Source organism: Pseudomonas sessilinigenes (genome assembly GCF_003850565.1).
Classification (GTDB): domain Bacteria; phylum Pseudomonadota; class Gammaproteobacteria; order Pseudomonadales; family Pseudomonadaceae; genus Aquipseudomonas; species Aquipseudomonas sessilinigenes.
The window spans coordinates 6276660-6302485 of record NZ_CP027706.1; the positions used below are offsets into that span (position 1 = coordinate 6276660).

Here is a 25826-nt window from a genome sequence, read left to right on the forward strand (position 1 = left end):
GAACATGCCGAACAGGAGCAAGACATGGCCATGCCGGACCGGCTCAAACCATTACCAGCGACGCCAAAGATGCGCGCGCTGATGAAGGATTTGCTCAAGCAGATCCTCGACAGGATCTGGGACAACCAGGAACGGGAAAACGCCGAGATCAGTGCATTGATCCAGCAATGGAACGGCTATGCCGGCCGGGCTTTCGAGTTTCACGAGTTCCGCGATATGCAAAGCCATACCAGCGAGGCGAACTTCCTGCGTACGGCCTTTCACCAGGAAAAATACATAGGTGACTTGAGCTTCGATGAGGCCTGTGCCGTGACGGACTTCATCTGCCAGTGCGAAGGCACGGAGTCTGATACGGACTACGCCCTGGGCCTCTTGGAAACCAACTTCCCCGAGGCCAATGCCTCGGACCTGATCTTCTGGCCCAACGAGTGGTTTGGGGATGAAGGGATGCTGCATATCGAGCTGAGCTCGGCGCAGATCGTCGGTTACCTGATGGTGAAATCCTCGCGCCAACTGCCGGATGCCCCGCCGATCGACCTGCCCTATGCCATTACCCAGGACGGGGCCTGACGCCGCCCTGGGTGTTCTCCTGCCAAGCCACTGGCCGGGTCCCGGCCCGGGCTACCTAGCGGCCCCTGCTCCGCTCAGGCATTGCTGCAGGCGCTCGAACGCCTGGTCGTCGATGCCCAGGTAATGGCGGATCTGCCGATCCTTCTTTCGGGTGGTGATCACCTCCAGCACCTGCCGGGCATCACCTGCCTCCTGGCCGACGATGTGCAGCGCCCCTCGATCGCCCAGTTGCCCAGCGCCCTGGGGATAGAAAACCGTTGCGTCGAGCAGCGCAAAAGGCTGACCCGAATCGTCGCGCTCAAGCCGCCCGACACGACACTCCACGTGCTTGAGATAGGGTTCGTGGTGGAACAGGGGAAGCGTTTCGTCCATGTTGGCCTCGAGTGCCTGGGGGTTATCCGTTCATTGGGTTGCATTGGCAACCCGCTCTCGCCTACCGCCCAGGGGGGAGCCTCGGCCTTTGATGCGGTGGATTTTGTGCCACCCACCACCCGCCAATCCAACAAATAGCGTTATTTTTCTTTCATAAGATCAATCAAGCAGGCGACAGGAATCGCTCCCGGCCAATGCTGCGCCGCCGAACCAAACGGTTGATATGACAGCAAAACAATCAGTACCCGCCCATCCGTTATGATGCCCCCCTGTCCGACAACTGGAAGTCCGTCCCCATGCTCAAACCCCTGGCCGTCCTGGCCCTGACCGGCGCTTCAGCTTACGCCGCTGCCACGCCCAGCGACCTCGCCGGGGTGTGGACGGGCACCCTGGGAAAATCCGCGATCACCGCCTGCTTCAACGCTGCCCCCAACAGCAACGCCAGCTACTACTACCAGCGCTTCGCCACGCCGATCCAGCTGACCCAGGCACAGGCAAGCGAGCCCTGGATCGAAGACGGCCAGACCGGGTATTGGCAGCTCGACGCGCCCCAGGGCGATCGCCTGAGCGGCACCTGGAGCAAGGCCCCGAGCGACACGCCATTGCCTCTGCTACTTACCCGCACCAGCACCGAAGGCTGTGGCAGCGATGCCTATAACGCGCCGCTGGAGGCCGCGCCGCTGCCGGTCAAGGTGCAGAGAAAAGAATTCGCTGGACACCGCTATCAGCTCAGGACCCAGGGCGCCCAGGTCAGCCTCAGGCTGGAGGGCGATGCCCCGGCGCTGAAGAAGATCAATCAACAGCTGGAACGTCTGGCCATCAGCCCCGAAGGCCAGGAGGAGTTCTTCAGCGAGCGCCGCGAGTACCTGGGGCGCAATGGCTCCGGCTACACCAGCGAAATCACCGTCGAGCCCCAGTACTGGTCGTCGCAATGGATCACCGTCAGGTTTTATCGCTGGTCCGCCGGCATGGGGCGCAACGGCATCAGTTGGGGCCTGCACAGCTGGAACCTGAAGACGGGCGAACGCGTCGACCCCTGGACCTGGGTAGGCGGGCGCCAGCAGTGGCACGACCCCTACTCCGGCCAGGTGAAGCTGGCGCCGGGGTTCGCCGCCTGGCTGGAGAAACAGACCACCGTGGACGAAGGCTGCCCGGCCGTCAGCAGCTACTCGACCTACGACCTGAGCTTCAACACCCAGGGCTTGCAGCTCTCGACGCCCGCCTACGGTGACGGTTGCGACAATGAGCTGAGCTTCACCTGGGACCAGTTGGCACCGGTGCTGTCGGCCCAGGGCAAGGCGGCACTGCCGAGTTTGCGCTTGCCTTAGTAGCGCTCACCGCCAGGTGTGAACAGTCTCCAACAGCCGGGCGGCCTTGCCGCTCTCCGGGTCAAGCCTGGCCACCACACCCGCGGTTCAGCCAGCCGACTCAGCCCAGGTCGCCACCGCCCACCGGCAGCACCGTGCCAGTGATGTAGGAGGCTTCGTCGCTGGCCAGGAACAGGATCGCCGCTGCCTGTTCATCGACGCTGCCGTAGCGGTGCATCAGGCTGCTGTCGAGGGTCTGCTCGACGATCTGCTGGTACCAGGCCTGCTCCTCGGGGCTCGGCTCGGCGCTATTGCGCGGGATACGTCGTGGCGGCGCCTCGGTGCCCCCCGGCGCGGTGGCGTTGACCCGCACGCCACGGCCGGCGGTTTCGAAGGCCAGGCAGGCGGTGAGTGCGTTGATCCCGCCCTTGGCCGCGCCGTAGGGCACGCGGTTGAGGCTACGGGTGGCGATGGACGAAACGTTGACGATGGCGCCACGCCCCTGTTCCAGCATCTGCGGCAAGGCAGCGTGGCAGCACCACAGGGTCGGGAACAATGAACGACGCACCTCAGCCTCGATCTCCTGCGGCTGGTAGTGCTCGAAGGGCTTGGCCCAGATCGTGCCGCCGACGTTGTTGACCAGCACATCGAGGCGACCGAAGTGGGCGATGGCGGCGGCCATGATCCGGCTGCATTCGGCGTATTGCTCCAGATCGGCGGTCAGGGCCAGGACCGGGTAGCGAGGGCTGAGCTCGGCGGCCAGTTCGAAGACCAGCTCCGAGCGATCCACCAGAACCACGCGGGCGCCCTCCTCGGCCAGGCGTTCGGCGACACGACGACCGATGCCCTGGGCGGCGCCGGTGACCAGGGCAACTTGGTTGTGGAAGCGGTTCATAAAGACCTCGGGGGTGGGGAAAAGATGGCAAGGACAATGCTTGGGCAACGCGCTTCATCCGTAGGAGCCGGCTGCCGGCGAAGAAGCCCTTGCACCTTGCGGCACTCTTGTGGACGCCCTCGCTGGCAGGCCAGCGCCTGCAACGGCGGAATGCCCTTCAGGCGGCACTAGCGGCGAATTTCTCATAATAGAAATTCGCCGGGACAATGCCCTGTTCGCGAATGAACTGGCTCACCGCCTCGACCATCGGCGGCGGCCCGCACAGGTACACGTCCACATCCCCCTGGTTCAGGTGCGCCGGCTGGATATGCTGGGTCACGTAGCCCTTGTGCGGGTACTGGCTCTCGGGATTGGCCACACAGGTGCTGAAGCTGAACTGGGGGATGCGCCTGGCAAAGTCCTCCAGGCGATCCAGCGCCACCAGGTCGAAATCATGGGTCACCCCATAAATCAGGTGCAAAGGGTGCTCACTGCCCTGCTCGGCGATCTTCTCCAGCATCGCGGTGAACGGCGCCAGCCCGGTGCCACCGGCCAGCAACAGCAAGGGCCGGCGGATGTCCCGCAGGTAGAAGCTGCCCAGGGGCCCGGCCAGGGTCATGTTGTCGCCGGCTTTGGCGAGACCGGTGAGGAAGCTGCTCATCAGGCCACCGGGCACATTGCGGATCAGGAAGCTGACCTCGCCATCGCGCTGCAGGGAGCTGAAGGAGTAGGCCCGGGTCTGCTGGCTTCCGGGCACCCCGAGGTTGACGTACTGCCCCGGCAGGAACGCCAGCTGGCTCAAGGACTCGCCCTTGATCGACAGGGCGATGGTGCTGTCGGACAGCTGGCGAACCGCACTGATGCGGGCCTGGAAGGTGGCCTGCGCGGCGCGACAGACCTGGGACGAGGCCGGCACCCGCACCACGCAGTCGCCCAGGGCGCGCATCTGGCAGGTGAGGACGAAACCCTGCTCGACCTCATCGGCGCTCAGGGCGTCTTCGATGTAGTCCTCCCCCAGCTCGTAGCACCCGGCTTCGGCCAGGCACTTGCAGGTGCCGCAGGCACCGTCGCGGCAGTCCAGGGGAATGTTGATGCCCTGGCGGTAGGCGGCATCGGCCACGGTCTCACCGGCATGGGCAGTGATAAAACGGGTCACGCCGTCTTCGAAATTGAGTGCGATTTGATGGCTCATGGCAGTCGCCTCAGAGGTGGTAGATATCGACGACCTGGCGAACGTAGTCGTTCTTCAGGATGACTTTCTTGGCCTGGATAAGCGGGTTCTCCCCTCGCAGGTCGAGGGTGTAGAAGCTGCTGCCGAAGTAGCTGTCCACGGTCTTGTAGCGAAAGCTCAGGGTGTGCCAGTTAAAGCGCAGCTGGCACTGGCCGGCGCCCTGCTCCAGCAGCTCGATATTGCTCAGGTTATGGGAGGTGCGGGTGTCGGGAATACTGGCGCTGGAGCGCTCGGTCTTGATGCGGAACACCCGGTCTTCCAGGCCGCTGCGGTTGCCGTACCAGATCAGCGAGATTTCCCGCTGCGGGTCTTCGGTCAACTGGTCGCTGTCGTCCCAGGACGGCATCCAGAAGGTGGCGTCCGGGGCGTAGAGCTCCAGCCAGCGGTCCCAGTCCTTGTCGTCCAGGTAGCGGGCTTCGCGGTACAGGAAATCGCGCACGGCCTCGTAGGAAATAGTCATTGCACCACCTCCACGTCGATCTGCCGCGACGCCTCACGCTCAAGGACCGCCAGCAGGGTCTGCTGCCAGTACTTGTGCTGCATCACGAACAGCCCTTCGTCCTCGGTGCGCACGCCGCTGAGAATCGGTTGCAGGTCGATTTCTTTGGCTGCGTCGTCCGCGCCCCGGACCCAATGCTCGGCGCCGCGAGACATGTCGTTCCAGGCCGTGGTGCTGCCCTGGTAGCCCTGTTGGCAGGAGCGGAATTCCTCCAGATCGTCCGGGGTGGCCATGCCGCTGACATTGAAGAAGTCCTCGTACTGGCGGATGCGCCGGGCCCGGGCTTCGTCGCTCTCGCCCCTGGGGGCAATGCAGTAGATGGTGATTTCGGTACGGTCCACGCAGATCGGCCGGGCAATGCGGATCTGCGAGCTGAACTGGTCCATCAGGTAGACGTTGGGGTACAGGCACAGGTTGCGCGAGTTCTCGATCATCCAGTCGGCCCGGGCCTGGCCGAAATCCCGGGCCAGCTCATCGCGGCGCTCGTACAACGGACGATCCTCGGGGTTGGACCAGCGGGTCCAGAGCAGCATGTGGCCTTTGTCGAAGGAGTAGAAACCGCCGCCCTGCTTGGCCCAGGTGCCGGCACTCATGGTGCGGATATCTTCCCCGGCCTCGCGCTGCTTGCGCTGGTTCTGGGTGGCGGCGTAGTTCCAGTGCACCGAGCTGACGTGGTAGCCGTCGGCGCCGTTCTCGGCGGTGAGCTTCCAGTTGCCTTCATAGATATAGCTGGAGGAGCCGCGCAGCACTTCCAGGCCATCGGCGGACTGGTCGACGATCATGTCGATGATCTTCGCCGACTCCCCCAGGTGTTCGACCAGGGGCAGCACGTCGGGGTTGAGGCTGGCGAACAGGAAGCCGCGATAGGACTCGAAGCGCGCGACCTGGGTCAGGTCGTGGGAGCCTTCGCAGTTGAAGCTGGCCGGGTAACCCGCGGCGGCCGGGTCCTTGACCTTGAGCAACTTGCCGGAGTTGTTGAACGTCCAGCCGTGGAACGGACAGGTGAAGGACGCCTTGTTGCCGGTCTTGTGCCGGCAGAGCATGGCGCCGCGATGACTGCAGGCATTGAGGAAGGCATTGAGCTCGCCGTGCTTGTTGCGGGCGATGAACACCGGTTGCCGGCCCATGGTGGTGCTGTAGTAGTCGTTGGGGTTGGGGACCTGGCTCTCGTGGGCCAGGTACAGCCAGTTGCCTTCGAAGATGTGCTGCATCTCCAGGTCGAACAGCCGGGGGTCGGTGAACATCTCCCGCTTGCAGCGGTAGACGCCCTGGTCGGGGTCCTCTTCAAGCAGGGAATGCAGGTATTCGGGTCGCAGGGACATGGCAGCCGCCTCCATTGTTTTTATTCAGGCAGGGTCATGCTAGGACGCGGTTGCCGTGGGCAATATCCACTGCCTGCAGACCTGTATCCGTTTTCTGCAAAGGCCCTGGAGCCGCTACGACCTTGAGGCTGGTGCAGGTTCGGCTGAAGATCGCCAGGCAAGGTCCTGCGGACCTTTGCGCAGCCTCGCGGGCTCGGCAGCGGCTACAGCCGCCGGGCCGAGAGGTGGGTCCATCAAAGGCTCAGTGGCGACGTTTGAGGGTATCGGAGGGCAATTCGCCGTATTGCTGGCGGTAGCTTTGGGCAAAACGCCCCAGGTGCAGGAAGCCGAAATCCAGGGCCAGCTCGGTGACGTTGCGCACCGGGCTTTGCGGGTCGCTGAGGCAGGCGTGTATCCGTTGCAGCTTCTGCTGGCGGATGTAGCTCTTCGGCGTGGTGCGGGCGTTACGCTCGAACAGGCCGTACAGCGAGCGCAGGCTCATGCGCGCCTGTTGCGCCAGTTCCTCGCAGCCGATGTCGTGCTTGAGGTTGCGCTCGATATAGTCGGCAATCCGTTCGAAGGTCGCCGCCGAGGCGCCCAGGGCATCACGCTGCACGTTGGTCTGCATCAGCCCCAGCAGTTTGCCCGCCAGGATCTGCGCGTAATGCGCCTGGACCTTGGGCAGGGTTTGCCGGGCTTCGGCCTCCTGGCACAACAGGCTCAGCAAGGGCACGAAGCCTTCCAGGTCCTGCAGTCGATAACGCGGCTGGAGAAAGCGCACGCCCTGCCTTGGGTACTGCCAACGCTGCTCCTGGCAGGCGCTCTCCAGCAGGCGGGTAGGAATCTTGATGATGAATTTTTCGCAGTCGGCGGAATAGGTCAGGTCCACCGGATCATCGGGGTTGATCAGCAGCAGTTCCCCCGGGGCGAAACAGTGCTCCTGGCCTGGACCGCGCCACAGGCATTGGCCATGAAGCAGCACTTGCAGGTGGTAGACGCTTTCCAGGGCCGGCGAAGTGACGCGCACACTGCCGCCGTAGCTGATGCTGCACAGATCCAGGCTGGCCAGGGTCCGGTGCTGGAGGCTGGCCTGGGGGTGGCCGGCCCGGGGCAGGCGAATGCAATGGCTGCCCACGTGCTGGTTGACGTAACCGGATACGGCATAAGGATCGGCTTGAACAAACACGCTGCTGCGCTGGCTCAACAGAGGCATCTGCATGATCGGCTCACTCTGATGGTTCTTCTCGGATCGGCGTTCAGGCTCGCAATCCAGGCTCGTCAGGCCCGGCATAACGGCAAAGGCCACGGGCACCTGGGTCGGTGCTCCGTGGCCGGGCCAGGCGTGGTCGGCGGCTCAATCCTCCAGAGCGCGGACTCGCTCGTGACGCTGCTGTTCATCAGGTTGGGCCGAAGACTGCAGGGTGAAGTCGAAGTGGATCTCGGCGAAGCGCCCGCTGACGCCCAGTTCCCTGGCCCGGGCCTGGTCTTCGCTGAAGGTGATCTGGGCGATCAACTCGTCACGGGTGGCATAGGCGAAATCGTCGTGCAGGTACTGGTCGCCGTCCAGGTTGATCTGGGTGGTCAGGTGGCGATGATCGTCTGCGCTGATGAAGAAGTGGATGTGCGCCGGGCGCTGGCCATGGCGCCCCAGTTGGTCCAGCAGTTGCTGGGTCGGGCCATCCGGCGGGCAGCCGTAGCCCGACGGTACGATGCTGCGAAAGCGATAGCGGCCTTCGGCGTCGGTGACGATGCGCCGGCGCAGGTTGAATTCCGACTGGCTGCCGTCGAAGTAGGAATAGGTGCCGCCGGTGTTGGCGTGCCAGACATCGACGATGGCGCCGGCCAGGGGTTGCCCTGCGGTGTTGGTGACCTGGCCTTGCATGAACAGCACGACCCCCGGATCGAGCCCGTCGTCCAGGCGTGCTTCGCCCTGGCTCAGGGGTGCACCGGCCACGTACAACGGGCCCTCGATGGTGCGCGGGGTACCACCGGTCTTGCCGGCCTGCTCATCGGCGGCATCCATCAGCAAGTCCAGGTAATGCTCCAGGCCCAGGCCAGCAGCCAGCAGGCCGGCTTCCTGGCGGGCACCCAGGACATTGAGGTAGTTGACGGCCTTCCAGAACTCCTCTGGAGTCACTTGCAGGTCTTCGATGATGTTCACCGTGTCCCGCAGGATGCGGTGCATGAGGGCCTTGGCCCGTGGGTTGCCGCCTTCGGTGAACTGGCCGCTGGCTTCCTCAAGGAACTTCTGGGCGCTGGCGGTGTGGGAAATCCTGACGTTCATGATCGATCCTCATCTTGTACTTATTAGAGTGGTGAACGGGCTGGCACGGACTCAGCGGTCATCCTCATGAATGGAAGAAGGATGCCTGCACATGGCGTCGACTTCGATGGCCATGTACGGATACAGCGGTAGTTGCATCAGGGTGTCGTGCAGTTCCTGCACGCTGTCGACATCGAACACGCTGTAGTTGGCGTACAGCCCGGCGATGCGCCACAAGTGGCGCCACTTGCCCGCGGCCTGCAGGCGCTGGGCCAGGGCTTTCTCGTCGGCCTTCAGCTGCGCGGCGCGCTCGGGATTCATGTCCAGCGGCAGGTTCACGGTCATCTTGACGTGGAATAGCATGGGGCCCTCCTCAGGCGTGATGCAGCACGGGGGTGGTCTTGTCGCGGCGGAAGAACGCCAGCCGCTGTTCGTCCAGGCTCAGGCCGAGGCCCGGCGCCGTCGACAGGTGCAAGTGGAAGTCACGGTATTGCGGTGGTTCGACGAGGATGTCCTCGGTCAACAGCAACGGCCCGAACAGTTCGGTATCCCAGCTCAGCTTGTTCAAGGTCAGGAAGGCATGGGCGGAGGCCAGGGTGCCGATGCCGCCTTCAAGCATGGTCCCGCCGTAGAGGCCGATACCCGCAGCTTCTGCGATGGCGGCGGTACGCAGGACGGCCCGGGGGCCACCGTTCTTGGCGATCTTCAAGGCAAATACCGAGGCGGCCCCTTCGCGGGCCAGGTTGAAGGCGTCTTCCACGCATTCAATGGACTCATCGGCCATGATCGGCGCCGGGCTGCTGGCATTCAGGCGCACCATGCCGGCGCGGTTGTTGCGCGAGATGGGCTGCTCGATCAGGTCGATACCGTTGTCGCCCAGGATGCGACAGGCGCGCAACGCCACCGCTTCGTCCCAGGCCTGGTTGACATCGACCCGTACGCTGGCGCGCTCACCCAGGGCCTTCTTGATGGCGATCACGTGGGCCAGGTCGCGGTCCACTTCACCGGCGCCGATCTTCAGCTTGAAGATGCGGTGACGGCGCAGGTCGAGCATTTTCTCGGCTTCGGCAATGTCCCTGGCGGTGTCGCCACTGGCCAGGGTCCAGGCCACCGGCAGGGCATCGCGCACCCGGCCGCCCAGCAACTCGCTGACCGGCAGGCCGAGACGCTTGCCCTGGGCGTCGAGCAGCGCGGTCTCGATACCCGACTTGGCGAAGGTGTTGCCGCGGATGCTCTGCTCCAGGCGCAGCATGGCAGCGTTGATGTTGCTGGCATCCTGGCCGATCAGCAGCGGTGCGAAGAAGCGGTCGATATTGGTCTTGATGCTGTCCGGGCTTTCGTTGCCATAGGCCAGGCCACCGATGGTGGTGGATTCCCCCAGGCCTTCGATGCCATCGGCACAACGCAGGCGGATCAGCACCAGGGTCTGGTTCTGCATGGTGTGCATGGCCAGCTTGTGGGGGCGAATGGTCGGCAGATCGACGATGATCGTTTCGATCGATTCAATGGCAGAAGCGTGCATGTCCATACCCGTCAGGTTCTTGAAGTTCTGCCAGCGATTCTGTCCCGGCTTTTTCTGGGGTTCCAATATAGAATTGGTCTGGCTTGATACCTAAAAGGTATGCAAAGCCACCAAGGAGGAATCATGGAACTGCGTCATCTGCGCTATTTCCAGGTACTGGGGGAAACCCTCAATTTCACCCGTGCCGCCGAACGCCTGCACATCGCCCAGCCGCCCCTGAGCCGGCAGATCCAGCAGCTGGAAGACGAGTTGGGGGTGCTGTTGCTGGAGCGTGGCCGACCGCTGCGCCTGACCGCCGCCGGACGTTTCTTCTACGAGCACTCCAACCGGGTACTGGAGCAGTTGGGCAAGGTCTGCGACAACACCCGGCGCATCGGCCTGGGGCACAAGACCTGGCTGGGCATCGGTTTTGCCCCCTCGACCCTGTACGGCGTACTGCCGCAACTGATCCGCCGCCTGCGCAACAACGAGACCCTGGAGCTGGAGCTGGGACTCTCGGAGATGACCACCTTGCAGCAAGTGGAAGCCTTGAAAGCCGGGCGCATCGATATCGGCTTCGGGCGCATCCCGATCGACGACCCGGCCATCATGCAGAAGGTATTGACCGAAGACCCCTTGGTCGCCGCCCTGCCCGCCGGGCATCCACTGCTGGGGCAAACCGTGAGCCTTGCACAATTGGCGCAGGAGCCCTTCGTGCTGTACCCGGCCAACCCGCGGCCGAGCTACGCCGACCATGTGATCGCGCTGTTCAATGCCCGGGGCCTGAACTTGAAGATCGCCCAGTGGACCAACGAATTGCAGACCGCCATCGGCCTGGTGGGCGCCGGCATCGGCATCACCCTGGTGCCGGCCTCGGTACAGGTGCTGCATCGCGACGACATCGGTTTTTGCCCGCTGCTGGAAACCGAGGCCACCTCGCCGATCATCCTCAGCCGCCGGATCGGTGAGCCGTCGCCAGGGCTCACCCACTGCCTGCACCTGATCGCCCAGCTGCGCGCCGAGCTCGACCGGCCTGCCGTCGACACCTGAAAAAACGCCGGCCCTATCGTTCGACAGGGCCGGCGGTCAGTTCTGTGCCTATGGTTGGCAGCGCCCTAGAACGCCAGGCCGACCTTGAAGCCGTACTCGTCGCGCTTGAGCTTGGTGTTGTCGGCCACAGGGGTATCCTCGTCCAGCTTGTACTCGGTGTGGGTGTAGTAGACCCCGGCCATTACCGGCAACGAACCGTTCTGGTTCATCAGGAAATTGACTTCGGCATAGGGGTTGGTGCGGTTCTTCAGGTCCACGGTGTCGCTGCCGACATCATCCACCTTCAAGCGTGCCCGGCCATTGATGGTATGACGGGCCCCCAACTCCACGCGCATGGTCACGTCGTCGAACTGGTGGTTATAGCCCAGGGCCGCCTTGGCGAAGGGTGACTTGTTGGTGAGTTTCATGTCGTAGTCGCCGGTGTCCGGCTCGTAGCGGGTCCAGGTGTAGCCACCGCCCACCAGCACATCGACGAAGTTGCGCGCGTCCAGGGCGGCGCGCCAGCCCAGGTCCAGGTCGGCCTGGCCTTCCTTGAGCTTGTTGTCGTTTTTCTTGCCGAACTTGGCTTCGATCCCGGCCTGGTAGATCAGGCCCGACTCAGCGGTCATCTTGTTGCCGAAGTTGTAGAACACGCCACCCTCGCCCAAGTGTTCCTTATCGCTCTTGCTACCGCCTTCGAGCTTGAAGTCGTTGTAGCTGCCGAGAATCCCCAGGGTGGAGATCGGCCCGGTGTCTGGTGCGGCCATGGCATTGCTGGAAAGTGCCAGCAAGGTGGCGGCAGAAGTGCTGGCCAGAAGGGTTGCGAATACCTTAGACATCGTGTGTGAATCTCCCTGTTTGATAAAGGCAAATGCTGCAGGAGCCTTTTCGAGGGAAACCCAAAGCAAAAGGTTCTATTTATTTTTCACGCTTTTTTCACATCGCTATAGCTAGCGCCTCACTCCCTGGAGTAATGCCGATCAGTCAAGGAAATGGCAGGAGCGAGGCTTGCCCGCGATGGACTTCAGAACGCTGGGTTTATCCCGTAAACATGCGCTAGCGTTAACGAGCATCGCGAGCAATCGAGCGTCGACCGGCTGCTCCTACAGGAGGCTCCCTCGCTTAAGTGAACAGCATTACGCTACCTGGGGAGACTTTAGGTCGTACAATAGGCCGTTCAATACAGAGCGTAGTCTTGGGGCAATGCATGGAAGTATCGAGAGCCGGCCTGATCATCCGGCGCATTCTGGCCTACCTCGCCGACGGCATGCTGGTACTGCTGCTGTGGTTCGCCCTGTGCCGACTGGCCGAACACCTCCAATACCCGGATCTGGAGCAATTCTCCACCTGGTGTCTGTTGGCCACCTGGTGCCTGTATTTTCCCCTCAGCGAATATCTGTTGCGTGGCTACACCGCCGGCAAGGTCCTTTGCGGCCTGCAAGTGATCAATGGCATCGGCCAGCCGCCCTCGCTGTTGCAGGTGCTGATCCGCTCAGCGACCCGACCGTTCGAAGCCGCCATCAGTCCCGCGACCCTGCTGATTTGCTGCGAGTCCAGCCGCGGCCAGCGCATCGGCGACCGGCTGGCGCGGACCTATGTCATCCCGCGCAAGGACCTGGTGCGGCTCCGTGGCTTGATCGCCGCCCAGACGGGCCTGCCCTGAGCATCTGGCCGTAACGAACTCAATCGCGCGCCTTGGCGTGGCGCTCTTTCCGGGAGTATTCATGGCAATCGATCAATACCCGCATGAACAGGCCTTGGGCAAGTTCCTCGAGCAGCGCCCCGAGTTGCGCGAACAACTGGACAACCTCAACCCGCTGGAAGCCCGGGCCCGGGGCGAAACCCCGGCGCAGTACCGCGCCGAGCGCCTGCACGAAGCCTTCGAGGCCGAAGCCGAGCGCCTGGGGTTGTTCGCCTGGGAACTGAGCCTGCAACTGACCGCCGCCAGCCCGGAGGAATTCCAGGCCCAGCGCCTTGAAGTACACAAGGAGGTGGCGCAAATGGCCGGGATGCCATGGGACGAATATTGCGCCCTGCATCACCTCGACCCACGGCCTTGAACCGCATCGCCCCCGCTGTCCCGGTACAGGAGAACCGCCGATGTTGCCTTCGACTTCCACTCACTCCGCCAGTGCCGCCTTGCAGCACACGCAGAAATGGCGCGGGCGGATCGGCCTCGGGCTAGTGGCGTGTCTCTCGGTACTGGCCGGGATGACCGACGCCATAGGCTTCATGGCCACCGGGGATTTCGTGTCCTTCATGAGCGGCAACACCACGCGCATGGCAGTGGCCATCAGCGATGGCGAGCCAGGTCTGGTACTGCGCCTGCTGATGCTGGTGGCGACGTTCATCGTCGGCAATGCACTGGGGGTGATCGTCAGCCGCCTGGCTGGACATCGCACCCTGCCCTTGCTACTGGGCATCGCCGCCCTGTTGTGTGCGTCGGCGGCCTGGCCTTTCGAGCAGCAACTGCCGGCCCTGCTGGCGGCGATCACCGCCATGGGCATGCTCAACGCGGCGGTGGAGGAAGTGAACGGCCTGCCCATCGGCCTGACCTATGTCACCGGGGCGTTATCGCGCTTTGGCCGGGGCCTGGGGCGCTGGGCCCTGGGGGAGCGCCGCAACGGCTGGCGGGTGCAGTTGATTCCCTGGAGCGGGATGTTCGCCGGGGCGGTACTGGGGGCGTTGCTGGAGCAGCACCTGGGGCTGAAGGCACTGTACGCCAGTGGCGTGTTCGCAGCGCTGCTGGGCGTGGTCTCGTTGAAGATTCCACGCCGCTGGCAGCTGGGCTACAAGAGTCGCTGAGAGCTGTTGCGATCAGCTGAACAGACCTCCGCTGTCGGTATCGATGACGATGGACGACAAGCTGATGTGACGGGGTCGAGTCAAGGCGAAGACCACGGCCTCGACGACATCGCGGTTGGTACCCTGCTCACCCTTCTGCCGCGCCGGGACCTGCTGCCAGGCCGGGTCCAGCGGCGAGATGTCTTCCAGATAGGGCGGATGCACGCAAAGCGAACGCACCGGTGTGCCGTTGAGCACCTGCCGCAAGCCGTCGGCCAGCGCCAGCTGCCCGTGCTTGGCGGCATAGAACGGCAGCGACACGCTGTGCAGGGGTGCATTGGGCAAGCCGCTGATGGAGCCGATGGTGACGATGTCCGGGCGGCTGGAGGCCTTGAGTGCCGGCAGCAGGCCCTGGGTCAAGAGGAACGTGCCACTGAGGGCCGCGTCGATCACCCCGGTGACTTCGGCAACACTGTGGGGTTGCTCGCTCGCCTCCAGCCACATGGCACCGTTGTTGATCAGGATGTCCACCTGGGGATAGCGCACGTGGATCTCGGCCAGGGCCGCCTTGACGCTGTCGCTGTTGGCCAGGTCCACCACCACCTGCCCGGCAGCACGACCGGTGCGTTGCTCGATGGCGCCGCTGACCTCGGCCAGCGCTTGCGGGTTGCGCCCACAGAGGATCAACTGGCATCCCAGGTCCGCCAGGGCAATGGCCAGCGCCGCCCCCAGTCCACGCCCTGCCCCCGTTACCACGACCACCGCCGAATCCAGATTCATCTTCCCTCGCTCCTTGTCCCAGGCTGAATTGAAGGCGCGAGTCTAGCCGCCTTGACTGCCGGCGACCCGGACAAAGCTTTACTCGATATGTCCTGCAGCTGGAGCCCGGGCCAAACGGGTTTAGCCGATCCCCGGAGAAAGCTTTATCATGGCCGCCGAGTTATCCATCGAGGCCGTCATGAAGTTCGCCATCGCCCTGTTTTCCGCCGCCCATGCGCCCTCCTCGCGCCGCGCCCTGCTGTTCGCCCAGGCGGCGCTGGCCGGCGGACACGAGATCGTCCGGCTGTTTTTCTACCAGGACGGTGTGTACAACGCTGCCAACAGCATCGTCACACCCCAGGACGAGCAGGACTTGCCCCGGGAATGGCGCGAGTTCGTCCATCAGCACCAACTGGATGCCGTGGTATGCATCGCCGCGGCCCTGCGCCGGGGTACGCTCAATGCCGACGAGGCCCAGCGCTACCAGCGCACGGCGGTGAACATCGAGGCGCCCTGGGAGCTTTCCGGGCTCGGGCAGTTGCATGACGCGGTGCAGAGCGCCGACCGCCTGATCTGTTTTGGAGGAGCCTGAGATGGCCAAGTCCCTGCTGCTGATCAGCCGCCAGGCCCCCTGGTCCGGTCCGGCCGCCCGCGAAGCCCTGGATATCGTCCTGGCCGGTGGCGCCTTCGACCTGCCCATCGGCCTGCTGTTTCTCGACGATGGCGTGCTGCAACTGATGCCCGGCCAACAGGCCAAGGCCCTGCGCCAGAAGGACCTGGCCGCCAACCTTCAGGCATTGTCGCTGTTCGGTGTGGACGAGCTGTTCGCCTGCCGCACCAGCCTCGACGCCCGGGGCCTGGACCCGAACAGCCTGGGCCTCGATACCGTCCAATTGCTCAGCGCCCCGGAGCTGGCCGGGATCATCGACCGTTATGACCAGGTGATTACCCTCTGATGTCGACCTTGCATGTGTTGTCCCACTCACCCTTCACCGACGACCGCCTGGCCAGTTGCCTGCGCCTGCTGGGGAGCGCCGATGCGTTGCTGCTGTGCGGCGACGCGGCCTATGCCCTGCAACCCGGTACCGCGCCCTGCAACGAGCTGGAAGCACGCGACGGCCTGAAACTCTACGTGCTGGAAGAGGACCTGCGCGCCCGGGGCCTGGCCCTGCCCGCCTGGGCCGAGGCCGTGGACTATCCCGGCTTCGTCGAACTGTCGATCCAGCATGACAAGGTCAACACCTGGCTATGAACACCCTCACCGTGGGCGCGCGCGCCATCGAACTGGACAAGGACGGCTACCTGGCCGACCTCACCGACTGGTCCGCCGAAGTGGCCCAGGCCCTGGCGGCCACCGAGGAACTGGAGCTGGGCCCCGAGCATTGGGAAATCATCGAGCTGCTCCAGGCTTTCTACCGGGAGTTCCAGCTGTCGCCCGCCACCCGCCCCCTGATCAAGTACACCGCCCTCAAGCTGGGCCCGGACAAGGGCAACAGCCTGCACCTGAACCGCCTGTTCAAGGGCACTCCTGCCAAACTGGCCGCCAAGCTGGCAGGCCTGCCGAAGCCGACCAATTGCCTATGAACGATTTCGCCCCCCTGCTCACGCAAACCCCGGACGAGCATCCCTTCGCCCAGTTCGTACGAATTCTTGGCAAGGGCAAGCGCGGCGCCCGTGGCCTGACCCAGGCAGAAGCCCGGGAAGCCATGGGCATGCTGCTGGACGGCAAGGTCGAGGACACCCAGCTCGGCGCCTTCCTCATGCTGCTGCGGCACAAGGAGGAAAGCCCGGAGGAACTGGCCGGCTTCACCCAGGCCCTGCGCGAGCGCCTGGATGTCCCGGCCATCCGCCTGGACCTGGACTGGCCGACCTATGCCGGCAAGAAGCGCCACCTGCCGTGGTACCTGCTGGCAGCCAAGTGCCTGGCCCAGAACGGCGTGCGCATCCTGCTCCACGGCGCTGGCGCCCACACCGCCGGGCGCCTGTACACCGAACAATTGCTGGAACCGCTGGGCATTCCCTTGTGCCGTGATTGGCAGGCGGTGGCTACGGCCCTGGACCAGGGCAACCTGGCGTTCATCCCCCTGGTGGACTGGGCGCCACAACTGCAGCGGATGATCGACCTGCGCAACGTCCTCGGCCTGCGCTCGCCAATCCACTCCCTGGCCCGCCAGCTCAACCCCCTGGGCGCCCGTTGCGGGCTGCAGAGCATCTTCCACCCCGGCTACCAGGCGGTGCACCGCGAGGCCGCCAGCCTTTTGGGCGACAACGTCATAGTGATCAAGGGCGATGGTGGCGAGATCGAAATCAATCCGGACGCCATCAGCCACTTGTACGGCACCCGCGATGGCATCGCCTGGGACGAGGAATGGCCCGCGCTGTCGGCGCAACGCCATGTGAAACCGGCCAGCCTGGAACCCGAGCATCTCAAGGCGCTATGGCGCGGCGAGGTTGAAGACAGCTACCCGCAACTGGCGCTGCTGGCGACCATGGCCCTGGCCCTGCGCGGCCTGGGCACGCCCCGGGAGCAGGCCTTCGAGCTGGCCCAGCAGTATTGGGATGCCCGCGATAGATCGATCTGATCGATCCTGATCACCCAGGTTTTGCGCTTTTTGTTCGAGCGCCCAGGCATAGACTGCACTCCTACGCATAACAGCTGAGGAGCATTCCATGGGTTTGCTGATCGAAGGACGCTGGCATGACCAGTGGTACGCCAGCGGCAAGGACGGGTCTTTCCAACGAGAACAGGCCCAGCGGCGCCACTGGGTCACCGCCGATGGCCGCCCCGGGCCCAGCGGCGAAGGCGGCTTCGCGGCCGAAGCCGGGCGTTACCACCTTTATGTTTCGCTGGCCTGCCCCTGGGCCCATCGCACCTTGATCGTGCGCCAGCTCAAGGGCCTGGAGAGCCTGGTGGAGGTGTCGGTGGTGAGCTGGTTGATGCGCGAGCATGGCTGGACCTTCGACCCGTCCCAAGGCTCCAGCGGCGATCACCTGGACGGCCTGGATTTCCTGCACCAGCGCTATACCGCCGACACCCCGGACTATACCGGTCGCGTCACCGTGCCCTTGCTGTGGGACAAGCAGCAGCGGCGCATCGTCAGCAATGAGTCGGCGGAGATCATCCGCATGTTCAACAGCGCTTTCGATGGGTTGACCGGCAATCCCCTGGACCTCTATCCGCAGCCATTGCGAGCCCGTATCGACGAACTCAACGGGCGCATCTATCCGGCCCTGAACAATGGCGTGTACCGCGCCGGCTTCGCCACTTCGCAACAGGCCTACGAGGCGGCCTTCGATGAGGTGTTTGCCGAGCTGGACGCCCTGGAAGCCTTGCTCGATGACCAACGCTACCTCGCCGGCCAGTACCTGACCGAGGCGGATGTACGCCTGTTCACCACGCTGGTTCGATTCGACGCGGTGTACCACGGCCATTTCAAATGCAACCTGCGACGTATCGCCGACTACCCGAACCTGTCCAACTGGCTTCGCGAGCTGTACCAATGGCCGGGAATTGCCGCAACCGTGGACTTTACCCATATCAAGGGGCACTACTACGCCAGCCACGCCAGCATCAACCCGACCGGCATCGTGCCCAAGGGGCCATTGCAGGATTTCGAGGGCAGCCATGATCGACAGCGCTTGAGCGGACGCGGGATATGGCGCAGAGATTGAACGCACTCGCCGCCACGATGCAGGAACACCGTGACGGCGAAACGTTTCAGGCTTGAGGCTGGGCGCCTTCGAACCAGGCCAGCTTGTCGCGCAGTTGCACCACTTCGCCAACGATCACCAGGGTTGGAGCATGGACCTCGTGCTCCGCCACCAGGGCCGGCAGGTCCGCCAGGGTTCCGGTGAAGACTCGCTGGTTGCTGGTGGTGCCCTGCTGGATCAGCGCCGCCGGGGTGCTGGCAGCACGACCGTGCTTGACCAACTGCTCGCAGATGACCGGCAGTCCCACCAGGCCCATGTAGAACACTAGGGTCTGGGCCGGCGCCACCAGGTCGACCCACGGCAGGTTGGTGGTGCCATCCTTGAGGTGACCGGTGACGAAACGTACCGATTGCGCATAGTCGCGGTGGGTCAGTGGAATCCCGGCGTAGGCCGAGCAACCACTGGCCGCGGTAATCCCCGGCACCACCTGGAAGGCGATACCCTGGGCCGCCAGTTCCTCGATCTCCTCGCCACCACGGCCGAAGATGAACGGATCACCGCCCTTGAGCCGTACCACACGCTTGCCCTGCCGGGCCAGGTCCACCAGTTGCTGGTTGATCTGGTCCTGGGGCACCGCATGGTCGGCACGACGCTTGCCCACATAGATGCGCTCGGCGTCGCGCCGGCACAACTCGAGGATGGCCGGGGCCACCAGGCGATCGTAGAGCACCACATCAGCCTGCTGCATCAGGCGCAGGGCACGGAAGGTCAGCAGGTCCGGATCACCCGGGCCGGCTCCCACCAAGTACACCTCGCCCTGGGCACTGGGTGCCTGACCGGCGATCCGCGCTTGCAGCAAGCGCTCGGCCTCGGCCCCTTGCCCGGCCAGTTGGCGGTCGGCGACAGGCCCCTGGAATACCTCTTCCCAGAACGCCCGGCGCTGCTGCACATCCGGGAACAGGTTCTTGACCTGGGTTCGAAAACGCGCGGCCAGGCCGGCCAGCTGGCCGTAGGTAGACGGGATCCAGGTTTCCAGCTTGGCCCGGATCAACCTCGCCAGCACCGGCGCATCGCCGCCACTGGAGACCGCGATGACCAAGGGTGAGCGATCGACAATGGCCGGGAAAATCACGCTGCACAGGGCTGGCGCATCCACCACGTTGACCGGCAGGCAACGCCGATGGGCATCGGCGGACACCTGGGCATTGAGGGACTGGTCGTCGGTGGCGGCGATGATCAGGGCGCAGCCGTCGAGATCCGCCTCGGCGTAGCCACGCAACAGCGATTCACCGCCGCTGGCGACGATCAACTCCTGCAATTGCGCTTCTATTTCAGGTGCGACCACCCGCAGCTGCGCACCGGCATCGGCCAGCAGACGGGACTTGCGCAAGGCAATCTCCCCTCCACCGACCACCAACACACGACTGCCGCGAAGCTTGTGAAACAGCGGCAGAAATTCCATTTAGCCGATGACCTCGACACCACCCATGTAAGGCTTGAGTACATCCGGCACGCGGATCGAACCGTCGGCCTGCTGATAGTTCTCCAGCACGGCTACCAGGGTCCGGCCTACGGCCAGGCCGGAACCGTTGAGGGTGTGCACCAGCTCCGGCTTGCCGGTTTCCGGGTTGCGGAAGCGCGCCTGCATGCGGCGGGCCTGGAAGTCGCCACAGTTGGAGCACGAGGAGATCTCGCGGTACTTGTCCTGGCTCGGAACCCAGACTTCCAGGTCGTAGGTCTTGAGCGCGCTGAAGCCCATGTCGCCGGTGCACAAGGCCAGTACACGGTACGGCAGTTGCAGCAGCTGCAGGACCTTCTCGGCGTTGGCGGTCAGGCCTTCCAGGGCATCCATGGAGGTGGATGGCTCCACCACCTGGACCATCTCGACCTTGTCGAACTGGTGCTGGCGGATCATGCCGCGGGTGTCGCGGCCCGATGCGCCAGCTTCACTGCGGAAGCATGGGGTATGGGCGACGAACTTCAACGGCAGCTGCTTGGGATCGAGGATCTCGCCAGCGACGATGTTGGTCAGGGACACTTCGGCGGTCGGAATCAGGTACAGATCGGCCTCGCCTTCGCGAGTGATCTTGAACAGGTCTTCCTCGAATTTCGGCAACTGGCTGGTGCCTACCAGGGCCGGGGCTTGCACCAGGTACGGGGTATAGGCCTCTTCGTAGCCGTGCTCGCCGGTGTGCAGGTTGATCATGAACTGCGCCAGGGCGCGATGCAGGCGGGCGATGGGGCCGCGCAGCAGGGCGAAACGCGCGCCCGAGAGCTTGGCGGCGGTTTCAAAATCCAGCCAGCCATGGGTTTCGCCCAGGGCCACGTGGTCCTTGATCGGGAAGTCGAAGCTGGCCGGGGTGCCCCAGCGGCGCACTTCGACGTTGCCGTCTTCATCTTCGCCTAGCGGCACCGACTCGTGAGGCAGGTTGGGAATGCCGAACAGGATCGAATCCAGTTCGCCCTGGATGCTTTCCAGCTCGGCCTTGCCGGAGGTCAGCTCGTTCCCCATGCGCTCGACGTCGGCCATCAGCGGGGCGATGTCTTCGCCGCGCTGCTTGGCCTGACCGATGGACTTGGAGCGCGCGTTACGTTCGGCCTGCAGTTGCTCGGTGCGGGTCTGCACGGTCTTGCGCTGTTCTTCCAGCGCCTCGATGCGTGCCACATCCAGGGCGAAGCCGCGGGATGCCAGGCGATCCGCTACGTCCTGAAGGTTGCTACGTAACAGTTTGGAATCGAGCATGTCGTTCTCTCGTTTATCAAAGTTTGGTCAGGGACAGGCCAGCCCAGGTGGCGAGCAGCCCGCCGAATACACTCAGCGCCGCGTAGCCCAGGGCCAGCGCCACTTGTCCGCTTTCCAGCAGACGCACGGTATCCAGTGAAAAGGATGAAAAAGTCGTCAGGCCGCCGAGGAAACCGACGATCAATCCGGCACGCACTTCGATCGGCACTTCCGGACGGATCAGGAACAGTCCGTATAGCACGCCGATCAGCAGGCAGCCCACGATATTAACGGCCAGCGTCGCGGTATAGAAGTGCCGCGGCCAATTGGCGCTGATCCAGTTGCCAGTGGCGAAACGCAACAGGGTGCCGGCCACACCGCCGGCACAAACCGCGAGGATCAACGGGATCAAGGTTTTCTCCGCTGCAGGGGGCTGGCCCGGTCGAGCGCAGCCAGGTGCTTGAGCTTCTCGCCGATCTTCAGTTCCAGGCCACGGGGCACCGGCTGGTAGAGGGCCAGGGGTTCGAGTTCCTCGGGGAAATAGTCCTCGCCGGCAGCGTAGGCATCCGGCTCATCGTGGGCGTAGCGATATTCGTCGCCATAACCGAGCTGCTTCATCAGCTTGGTCGGGGCATTGCGCAGGTGGATCGGCACTTCCAGCGAACCGTGCTCGGCAGCGGCCCGCATGGCCGCCTTGAACCCCATGTATACGGCGTTGCTCTTCGGTGCGCAGGCCAGGTAGGTAATAGCCTGGGCCACGGCCAACTCGCCCTCGGGACTGCCCAGGCGCTCTTGCACATCCCAGGCCGCCAGGCACAGGCTCAGGGCCCGGGGGTCGGCGTTGCCAATATCCTCGCTGGCCATGCGCACCACGCGCCGGGCCAGGTACAGCGGGTCGCAGCCGCCGTCGAGCATGCGGGCGAACCAGTACAGGGCACCATCGGGGTTGGAACCGCGCACCGACTTGTGCAACGCGGAGATCTGGTCGTAGAAGGCCTCCCCTCCCTTGTCGAAGCGCCGGCGGGTATCCCCCAGCAGGCTCTGCAACAGCTCGGTTCCAATCTCGCCACCGTCTTCGGCCAGGTCCGAAGCATTTTCCAAGAGGTTGAGCATGCGCCGGCCATCGCCGTCGGCGGCCGACAGCAGCATCTGCAAGCCTTCGTCACTGAGGCTCAGCTGGCGCTTGCCCAAGCCCTTTTCCTCGCTCAGGGCACGCTGCACCAGGCTACCCAGGGCCGCTTCATCCAGGCTCTTGAGTACATAGACCCGGGCCCGGGAGAGCAGCGCGTTATTGAGTTCGAAGGAAGGATTCTCGGTGGTGGCACCGATGAAGATCAGGGTGCCGTCTTCCACATAGGGCAGGAAGGCATCTTGCTGGGACTTGTTGAAACGATGCACTTCATCGACGAAGAGGATGGTCCGCCGACCGTATTGCCCGGCCTGCTGCTTGGCGATGTCCACCGCCTGGCGAATCTCCTTGACCCCAGCCAGCACCGCGGAAACCGTTTCGAAATGCGCGTCGGACACCTCCGCCAGGAGTCGTGCCAGGGTGGTCTTGCCCACGCCTGGCGGCCCCCAGAAGATCATCGAGTGCAGGGCGCCCTGCTCCAAGGCCTCGCGCAGCGGCTTGCCCCGGGCCAGCAGGTGCTGCTGGCCGACATACTCATCCAGGTTGGTCGCACGCAAGCGGGCGGCCAGGGGCTGGGCGATCGGGGCACTACGAAACAGGTCCATGGGTTACCTTCAAGCCTGCGGGCAAAGCCTTATTCTTGGATCACGTCGGCACCCTTGGGGATGTCGAACTTGAACTTGGAGGCCGGGATCGATTCGTTGGCCTTGACCCCGGTGAACAGGATATTGGTGCGCTGGCCGACACTGTCGATCAACTGCATGTCATTGATCATACCGTTGCGAAACGACAGGCGCAGGCTGTCGAACAGCGTATCGCGGGTCTTGGGCTTGAGGACGAAGTCCATCACGCCACCGGCTTCCTTGGAAGTGATGTCGAAGCTTTCGCTGATCTTCGACACATCGCCGGAGAGCAGCAGGGCCGGGGTCTGGGTCAGGCGCTGGTCGAGCTTCTTGATGGTCACCTGCTCCAGGTCAGGGTCCCAGAGCGAAACCTTCTGGCCATCGGAAACCATCAACTGCTCCTGGGGAGCATCGGTGTGCCAGTAGAACAGGCCAGGACGCTGCAGGGACATCTCGCCCGCGGTTTCCTGCAACTGGGTGCCGCTGCCGTCGAGGGTCAGTTGCGAGAAACGCGCACTCAGGGTCTGGGATTTTTCCAGCAACTGGGTCAGGCGGGCCACGTCTTTCGGGTCGGCATGGGCCGACAAGGTGGTCACGGCCAGTACCGGCAGCAGCAACATGCGGATCAGGCGCATGGGATTCCTCATTAAGATGGATGGGTGTACAAGCGGCGTGGTCCCACGCCGCTGATATCAGAACCGGGATCAGTCGCGCGAAGGGCCGGGGGCCAGCACTTCTCGGGAGCCGTTGGTGTTCATCGCCGTCACCACGCCGGCCATTTCCATGGCCTCGATCATCCGGGCGGCGCGGTTGTAGCCGATCTTGAGCTTGCGCTGGACCGCGGAAATGGAGGCCCGGCGGCTCTCCAGCACGAACTGTACCGCTTCGTCGTAGAGCGCGTCGGCTTCCGGATCATCGCCATCACCACCGCCGCTGCTACCTTCGAAGCCACTGCCGGCCTCTTCGACGCCATTGAGAATGTCGTCGTTGTATTCCGGAGCGCCACGCAGTTTCCAGGCCTCGACTACACGATGCACTTCATCGTCGGATACGAAGGCGCCATGGACCCGGATCGGCAGGCTGGTACCGGGCGGCATGTAGAGCATGTCACCGTGGCCCAGCAGCTGCTCGGCGCCACCCTGGTCGATGATGGTCCGCGAGTCGATCTTGCTCGACACCTGGAACGCCATGCGGGTCGGGATGTTGGCCTTGATCAGGCCGGTGATCACATCCACCGACGGCCGCTGGGTCGCCAGGATCAGGTGGATACCGGCGGCCCGGGCCTTCTGGGCGATACGGGCGATCAGCTCTTCGACCTTCTTGCCGACGATCATCATCATGTCGGCGAACTCGTCCACCACCACCACGATGGTGGGCAGCTTGCTCAGCAACGGCGCTTCGTCGTGGATGCTCTCGCGGTTGTACAGCGGGTCGGACAGCGGCGTGCCGGCATCGATAGCTTCCTTGACCTTGGCATTGAAGCCCGAGAGGTTACGCACCCCCATCTTGGCCATGAGCTTGTAGCGCCGCTCCATCTCCGCCACGCTCCAGCGCAGGGCGTTGGCCGCGTCCTTCATGTCGGTGACCACCGGGCACAGCAGGTGCGGGATGCCTTCGTAGATCGACAGTTCGAGCATCTTCGGGTCGATCATGATCAGCTTGGCGTCTTCCGGCCCGGACTTGAACAGGATCGACAGGATCATCGCGTTGACCCCCACCGACTTACCGGAACCGGTGGTACCGGCCACCAGCAGGTGCGGCATCTTCGCCAGGTCGGTGATGATCGGCTTGCCGCCGATGTCGTGGCCCAGGGCCAGGGTGACCGGGGACTTGAAGTTGTCGTATTCCGGAGTGGAGAGTACTTCGGAGAACCGCACGATCTGCCGGTCTTCGTTGGGAATCTCGATGCCCACGGTGGTCTTGCCGGGAATCACTTCCACCACCCGCACGCTGGTCACGGCCAGGGAACGGGCCAAGTCCTTGGCCAGGTTGGCAATGCGGCTGACCTTGACCCCGGCCGCTGGCTGGATCTCGTAGCGGGTAATCACCGGCCCTGGGTGGATGGAGTCCACCGCGACCTCGACCCCGAACTCCTTGAGCTTGATCTCCAGCAAGTGGCCGACGGCCGCCAGGGACTCGGGGGAGTAGTTGAGCTGTTTCTTTTCCGCAGGGTCGAGGATCGAGATCGGCGGCAAGGTGCCTTCCACCGCGCTGTCGATGAACAGCGGTACCTGCTTTTCCTTCTGCACCCGCTTGCTCGGCTCCGGCGCCTTGGTGACTACCGGGGTGATCACCGGTGGCACCTGCTTCTCGCGCTCGGACATGTGCTTGCTCAGGGCCTGCTCGCGCTCGATCAGGCGCTCCTTGACCTTGGCCTGCTCGCGCTTGTCGGCAACGTTCGGGGTCACGACTTCGTCGACCCGGGCATCCACCTCGCGCAGTTGCGCCACCAGTTGCTTGCGCTCCATGCGTGCGTCCCACCAGCGATTGGCGGCGCCATGGAACAACTCGAACAGGTCGAGGGTGATTTTGCCGGTGACATCCATGACCTTGAACCAGGAAAGGTCGGTGAACACCGTCAAGCCAAACAGGAACAGGGCGATGAACATCAGGGTGCTGCCCTGCACGTTCAGGGCATTCTTGGCCAGGTCGCCCAGGCTCTCGCCCAAGGCGCCGCCAGCACCGGCCGGCAAGCCCGTGGCGGCATGGAAATGGATATGCGCCAGCGCGGCCCCGGACAGGACCAGGAACACCAGGCCGATCAGTCGCCAGGAAAACAGCCAGCCGCTCCACTGCCAGGGCTCATGGCGCTGGCGGAAAATCTGGTAAGTCTTGACCGCCAGCAGCAGCGGGAAGATATAAGCGAAATACCCCAGCACCATGAACAGCATGTCGGCGCTGTAGGAACCGGCAGGACCACCGAAGTTCTGCACATCCTCGATCTTGCTGTTATGGCTCCAACCCGGGTCGTCCTTACCGTAGGTCAAAAGCGCCATCATCAAGAACAGGCACAGGGCTCCAATGGCGATCAACGCACCTTCCTTGAGTCGGTAGTGCAATTGTTGTCGCCAGAGCGGAACTACAGGTTTGGGTGCTGCGGTGGATTTCTTCAAAACGCGTCTTTTCCTGCGCCAAGGGCGCGTCCAACGGGTGATTGACTACAAGATACTGCTCAATCCGAGCAGGTAAATAAAGTTGACCGGCGTAACTG

29 protein-coding genes are annotated in these 25826 nt (G+C 63.9%); 12 read left to right on the forward strand and 17 right to left on the reverse strand.

From position 1 onward, the window contains the following. Positions 1 to 24 precede the first annotated feature (24 nt). The gene (locus C4K39_RS28690) at positions 25 to 570 is read left to right on the forward strand and encodes a hypothetical protein (RefSeq protein ID WP_124348063.1); all 546 of its coding nucleotides are present in this window, start codon (positions 25 to 27) and stop codon (positions 568 to 570) included. A 51-nt stretch (positions 571 to 621) separates the two neighbouring features. Here C4K39_RS28690 and C4K39_RS28695 read toward each other — a convergent pair whose 3' ends face one another. Beyond that, the gene (locus C4K39_RS28695) at positions 622 to 942 is read right to left on the reverse strand and encodes an alanyl-tRNA editing protein (protein WP_124348064.1); all 321 of its coding nucleotides are present in this window, start codon (positions 940 to 942) and stop codon (positions 622 to 624) included. 296 nt (positions 943 to 1238) lie between these two features. On the opposite strand from C4K39_RS28695, the gene C4K39_RS28700 reads away from it, so the two are divergent. Then, positions 1239 to 2270, forward strand: coding sequence for a hypothetical protein (locus C4K39_RS28700; RefSeq protein ID WP_124348065.1), 1032 nt, complete (start codon positions 1239 to 1241; stop codon positions 2268 to 2270). Between the two features lie 100 nt (positions 2271 to 2370). Here C4K39_RS28700 and C4K39_RS28705 read toward each other — a convergent pair whose 3' ends face one another. The 8 genes from C4K39_RS28705 to C4K39_RS28740 form a co-directional block, all read right to left on the reverse strand. Further along, positions 2371 to 3144 (reverse strand): 1,6-dihydroxycyclohexa-2,4-diene-1-carboxylate dehydrogenase, encoded by a 774-nt coding sequence (locus C4K39_RS28705; protein ID WP_103325593.1) that lies wholly within the window; start codon positions 3142 to 3144, stop codon positions 2371 to 2373. Positions 3145 to 3301: 157 nt separating this feature from the next. Then, positions 3302 to 4315 (reverse strand): benzoate 1,2-dioxygenase electron transfer component BenC, encoded by a 1014-nt coding sequence (gene benC, locus C4K39_RS28710; protein ID WP_124348066.1) that lies wholly within the window; start codon positions 4313 to 4315, stop codon positions 3302 to 3304. A 10-nt stretch (positions 4316 to 4325) separates the two neighbouring features. Continuing rightward, complete coding sequence (gene benB, locus C4K39_RS28715; protein WP_068582353.1) at positions 4326 to 4814, reverse strand: benzoate 1,2-dioxygenase small subunit; 489 nt, start codon at positions 4812 to 4814, stop codon at positions 4326 to 4328. Further along, a complete protein-coding gene (gene benA, locus C4K39_RS28720; protein WP_068582350.1) occupies positions 4811 to 6175 on the reverse strand; it encodes a benzoate 1,2-dioxygenase large subunit in 1365 nt (454 codons plus the stop codon). The genes benB and benA overlap by 4 nt, the downstream gene beginning before the upstream one ends. 241 nt (positions 6176 to 6416) lie before the next feature. Then, complete coding sequence (locus C4K39_RS28725) at positions 6417 to 7373, reverse strand: AraC family transcriptional regulator (RefSeq protein ID WP_068582493.1); 957 nt, start codon at positions 7371 to 7373, stop codon at positions 6417 to 6419. A 135-nt stretch (positions 7374 to 7508) separates the two neighbouring features. Beyond that, positions 7509 to 8438: a catechol 1,2-dioxygenase gene (gene catA, locus C4K39_RS28730; RefSeq protein WP_068582347.1), complete on the reverse strand. Its 930-nt coding sequence runs from the start codon at positions 8436 to 8438 to the stop codon at positions 7509 to 7511. 51 nt (positions 8439 to 8489) lie between these two features. Then, complete coding sequence (gene catC, locus C4K39_RS28735) at positions 8490 to 8780, reverse strand: muconolactone Delta-isomerase (protein WP_068582344.1); 291 nt, start codon at positions 8778 to 8780, stop codon at positions 8490 to 8492. Positions 8781 to 8790: 10 nt separating this feature from the next. Then, positions 8791 to 9939 carry a muconate cycloisomerase family protein gene (locus C4K39_RS28740; RefSeq protein ID WP_164487373.1) on the reverse strand — a complete coding sequence of 383 codons (1149 nt, stop codon included), beginning with the start codon at positions 9937 to 9939 and terminating at the stop codon, positions 8791 to 8793. Positions 9940 to 10062: 123 nt separating this feature from the next. Here C4K39_RS28740 and C4K39_RS28745 point away from each other — a divergent pair, with 123 nt between their 5' ends. Beyond that, complete coding sequence (locus C4K39_RS28745) at positions 10063 to 10968, forward strand: LysR family transcriptional regulator (RefSeq protein ID WP_068582338.1); 906 nt, start codon at positions 10063 to 10065, stop codon at positions 10966 to 10968. 65 nt (positions 10969 to 11033) lie between these two features. Here C4K39_RS28745 and C4K39_RS28750 read toward each other — a convergent pair whose 3' ends face one another. After that, complete coding sequence (locus C4K39_RS28750) at positions 11034 to 11786, reverse strand: outer membrane beta-barrel protein (protein WP_068582333.1); 753 nt, start codon at positions 11784 to 11786, stop codon at positions 11034 to 11036. Positions 11787 to 12154: 368 nt separating this feature from the next. Between C4K39_RS28750 and C4K39_RS28755 the strand changes: the two genes are divergently transcribed. From C4K39_RS28755 to C4K39_RS28765, 3 genes are all read left to right on the forward strand, one after another. Continuing rightward, positions 12155 to 12610: an RDD family protein gene (locus C4K39_RS28755; protein WP_068582330.1), complete on the forward strand. Its 456-nt coding sequence runs from the start codon at positions 12155 to 12157 to the stop codon at positions 12608 to 12610. 61 nt (positions 12611 to 12671) lie between these two features. Further along, complete coding sequence (locus C4K39_RS28760) at positions 12672 to 13007, forward strand: DUF6388 family protein (protein WP_124348067.1); 336 nt, start codon at positions 12672 to 12674, stop codon at positions 13005 to 13007. A 40-nt stretch (positions 13008 to 13047) separates the two neighbouring features. Next, positions 13048 to 13752, forward strand: coding sequence for a YoaK family protein (locus tag C4K39_RS28765; RefSeq protein ID WP_124348068.1), 705 nt, complete (start codon positions 13048 to 13050; stop codon positions 13750 to 13752). Between the two features lie 12 nt (positions 13753 to 13764). Here the strand turns inward: C4K39_RS28765 and C4K39_RS28770 are convergent, their stop codons facing one another. After that, positions 13765 to 14511: an SDR family oxidoreductase gene (locus tag C4K39_RS28770; RefSeq protein WP_068582322.1), complete on the reverse strand. Its 747-nt coding sequence runs from the start codon at positions 14509 to 14511 to the stop codon at positions 13765 to 13767. Positions 14512 to 14689: 178 nt separating this feature from the next. On the opposite strand from C4K39_RS28770, the gene tusD reads away from it, so the two are divergent. The 6 genes from tusD (at position 14690) to C4K39_RS28800 (ending at position 18162) form a co-directional block, all read left to right on the forward strand. Next, positions 14690 to 15082: a sulfurtransferase complex subunit TusD gene (tusD, locus tag C4K39_RS28775; protein ID WP_068582491.1), complete on the forward strand. Its 393-nt coding sequence runs from the start codon at positions 14690 to 14692 to the stop codon at positions 15080 to 15082. Position 15083: 1 nt separating this feature from the next. Next, positions 15084 to 15446: a sulfurtransferase complex subunit TusC gene (gene tusC, locus C4K39_RS28780; RefSeq protein ID WP_068582320.1), complete on the forward strand. Its 363-nt coding sequence runs from the start codon at positions 15084 to 15086 to the stop codon at positions 15444 to 15446. Further along, a complete protein-coding gene (gene tusB / locus C4K39_RS28785) occupies positions 15446 to 15742 on the forward strand; it encodes a sulfurtransferase complex subunit TusB (RefSeq protein WP_068582317.1) in 297 nt (98 codons plus the stop codon). Before tusC ends, tusB begins: the two co-directional genes overlap by 1 nt. Beyond that, entirely contained in the window at positions 15739 to 16074 is a 336-nt protein-coding gene (locus C4K39_RS28790; protein WP_068582314.1) for a TusE/DsrC/DsvC family sulfur relay protein, read from the forward strand. Before tusB ends, C4K39_RS28790 begins: the two co-directional genes overlap by 4 nt. After that, a complete protein-coding gene (locus tag C4K39_RS28795; RefSeq protein WP_124348069.1) occupies positions 16071 to 17072 on the forward strand; it encodes a glycosyl transferase family protein in 1002 nt (333 codons plus the stop codon). The genes C4K39_RS28790 and C4K39_RS28795 overlap by 4 nt, the downstream gene beginning before the upstream one ends. An 88-nt stretch (positions 17073 to 17160) precedes the next feature. Further along, positions 17161 to 18162, forward strand: coding sequence for a glutathione S-transferase family protein (locus C4K39_RS28800; RefSeq protein ID WP_124348070.1), 1002 nt, complete (start codon positions 17161 to 17163; stop codon positions 18160 to 18162). A 46-nt stretch (positions 18163 to 18208) separates the two neighbouring features. Here C4K39_RS28800 and cysG read toward each other — a convergent pair whose 3' ends face one another. The 6 genes from cysG to C4K39_RS28830 all read right to left on the reverse strand — a co-directional run bounded on the left by cysG (position 18209) and on the right by C4K39_RS28830 (position 25728). Next, positions 18209 to 19603, reverse strand: a complete 1395-nt coding sequence (cysG, locus tag C4K39_RS28805; RefSeq protein WP_124348071.1) for a siroheme synthase CysG — start codon at positions 19601 to 19603, stop codon at positions 18209 to 18211. After that, positions 19604 to 20884: a serine--tRNA ligase gene (serS, locus tag C4K39_RS28810; RefSeq protein ID WP_068582303.1), complete on the reverse strand. Its 1281-nt coding sequence runs from the start codon at positions 20882 to 20884 to the stop codon at positions 19604 to 19606. A 16-nt stretch (positions 20885 to 20900) separates the two neighbouring features. Then, positions 20901 to 21275: a fluoride efflux transporter CrcB gene (gene crcB, locus C4K39_RS28815; RefSeq protein WP_068582300.1), complete on the reverse strand. Its 375-nt coding sequence runs from the start codon at positions 21273 to 21275 to the stop codon at positions 20901 to 20903. Beyond that, complete coding sequence (locus C4K39_RS28820; protein WP_068582298.1) at positions 21272 to 22597, reverse strand: replication-associated recombination protein A; 1326 nt, start codon at positions 22595 to 22597, stop codon at positions 21272 to 21274. Before C4K39_RS28820 ends, crcB begins: the two co-directional genes overlap by 4 nt. 29 nt (positions 22598 to 22626) lie before the next feature. Continuing rightward, positions 22627 to 23250 (reverse strand): outer membrane lipoprotein periplasmic chaperone LolA, encoded by a 624-nt coding sequence (lolA, locus tag C4K39_RS28825; RefSeq protein ID WP_068582295.1) that lies wholly within the window; start codon positions 23248 to 23250, stop codon positions 22627 to 22629. A gap of 69 nt (positions 23251 to 23319) precedes the next feature. After that, the gene (locus tag C4K39_RS28830; RefSeq protein WP_124348072.1) at positions 23320 to 25728 is read right to left on the reverse strand and encodes a DNA translocase FtsK; all 2409 of its coding nucleotides are present in this window, start codon (positions 25726 to 25728) and stop codon (positions 23320 to 23322) included. Positions 25729 to 25826: the final 98 nt, after the last annotated feature.

Coding starts and splice junctions, on each gene's coding strand:
- C4K39_RS28690 (WP_124348063.1), top strand. CDS start 25: ATGGCCATGCCGGACCGGCTCAAACCATTACCAGCGACGCCAAAGATG.
- C4K39_RS28695 (WP_124348064.1), bottom strand. CDS start 942: ATGGACGAAACGCTTCCCCTGTTCCACCACGAACCCTATCTCAAGCAC.
- C4K39_RS28700 (WP_124348065.1), top strand. CDS start 1,239: ATGCTCAAACCCCTGGCCGTCCTGGCCCTGACCGGCGCTTCAGCTTAC.
- C4K39_RS28705 (WP_103325593.1), bottom strand. CDS start 3,144: ATGAACCGCTTCCACAACCAAGTTGCCCTGGTCACCGGCGCCGCCCAG.
- benC (WP_124348066.1), bottom strand. CDS start 4,315: ATGAGCCATCAAATCGCACTCAATTTCGAAGACGGCGTGACCCGTTTT.
- benB (WP_068582353.1), bottom strand. CDS start 4,814: ATGACTATTTCCTACGAGGCCGTGCGCGATTTCCTGTACCGCGAAGCC.
- benA (WP_068582350.1), bottom strand. CDS start 6,175: ATGTCCCTGCGACCCGAATACCTGCATTCCCTGCTTGAAGAGGACCCC.
- C4K39_RS28725 (WP_068582493.1), bottom strand. CDS start 7,373: ATGCAGATGCCTCTGTTGAGCCAGCGCAGCAGCGTGTTTGTTCAAGCC.
- catA (WP_068582347.1), bottom strand. CDS start 8,438: ATGAACGTCAGGATTTCCCACACCGCCAGCGCCCAGAAGTTCCTTGAG.
- catC (WP_068582344.1), bottom strand. CDS start 8,780: ATGCTATTCCACGTCAAGATGACCGTGAACCTGCCGCTGGACATGAAT.
- C4K39_RS28740 (WP_164487373.1), bottom strand. CDS start 9,939: ATGCACGCTTCTGCCATTGAATCGATCGAAACGATCATCGTCGATCTG.
- C4K39_RS28745 (WP_068582338.1), top strand. CDS start 10,063: ATGGAACTGCGTCATCTGCGCTATTTCCAGGTACTGGGGGAAACCCTC.
- C4K39_RS28750 (WP_068582333.1), bottom strand. CDS start 11,786: ATGTCTAAGGTATTCGCAACCCTTCTGGCCAGCACTTCTGCCGCCACC.
- C4K39_RS28755 (WP_068582330.1), top strand. CDS start 12,155: ATGGAAGTATCGAGAGCCGGCCTGATCATCCGGCGCATTCTGGCCTAC.
- C4K39_RS28760 (WP_124348067.1), top strand. CDS start 12,672: ATGGCAATCGATCAATACCCGCATGAACAGGCCTTGGGCAAGTTCCTC.
- C4K39_RS28765 (WP_124348068.1), top strand. CDS start 13,048: ATGTTGCCTTCGACTTCCACTCACTCCGCCAGTGCCGCCTTGCAGCAC.
- C4K39_RS28770 (WP_068582322.1), bottom strand. CDS start 14,511: ATGAATCTGGATTCGGCGGTGGTCGTGGTAACGGGGGCAGGGCGTGGA.
- tusD (WP_068582491.1), top strand. CDS start 14,690: ATGAAGTTCGCCATCGCCCTGTTTTCCGCCGCCCATGCGCCCTCCTCG.
- tusC (WP_068582320.1), top strand. CDS start 15,084: ATGGCCAAGTCCCTGCTGCTGATCAGCCGCCAGGCCCCCTGGTCCGGT.
- tusB (WP_068582317.1), top strand. CDS start 15,446: ATGTCGACCTTGCATGTGTTGTCCCACTCACCCTTCACCGACGACCGC.
- C4K39_RS28790 (WP_068582314.1), top strand. CDS start 15,739: ATGAACACCCTCACCGTGGGCGCGCGCGCCATCGAACTGGACAAGGAC.
- C4K39_RS28795 (WP_124348069.1), top strand. CDS start 16,071: ATGAACGATTTCGCCCCCCTGCTCACGCAAACCCCGGACGAGCATCCC.
- C4K39_RS28800 (WP_124348070.1), top strand. CDS start 17,161: ATGGGTTTGCTGATCGAAGGACGCTGGCATGACCAGTGGTACGCCAGC.
- cysG (WP_124348071.1), bottom strand. CDS start 19,603: ATGGAATTTCTGCCGCTGTTTCACAAGCTTCGCGGCAGTCGTGTGTTG.
- serS (WP_068582303.1), bottom strand. CDS start 20,884: ATGCTCGATTCCAAACTGTTACGTAGCAACCTTCAGGACGTAGCGGAT.
- C4K39_RS28820 (WP_068582298.1), bottom strand. CDS start 22,597: ATGGACCTGTTTCGTAGTGCCCCGATCGCCCAGCCCCTGGCCGCCCGC.
- lolA (WP_068582295.1), bottom strand. CDS start 23,250: ATGCGCCTGATCCGCATGTTGCTGCTGCCGGTACTGGCCGTGACCACC.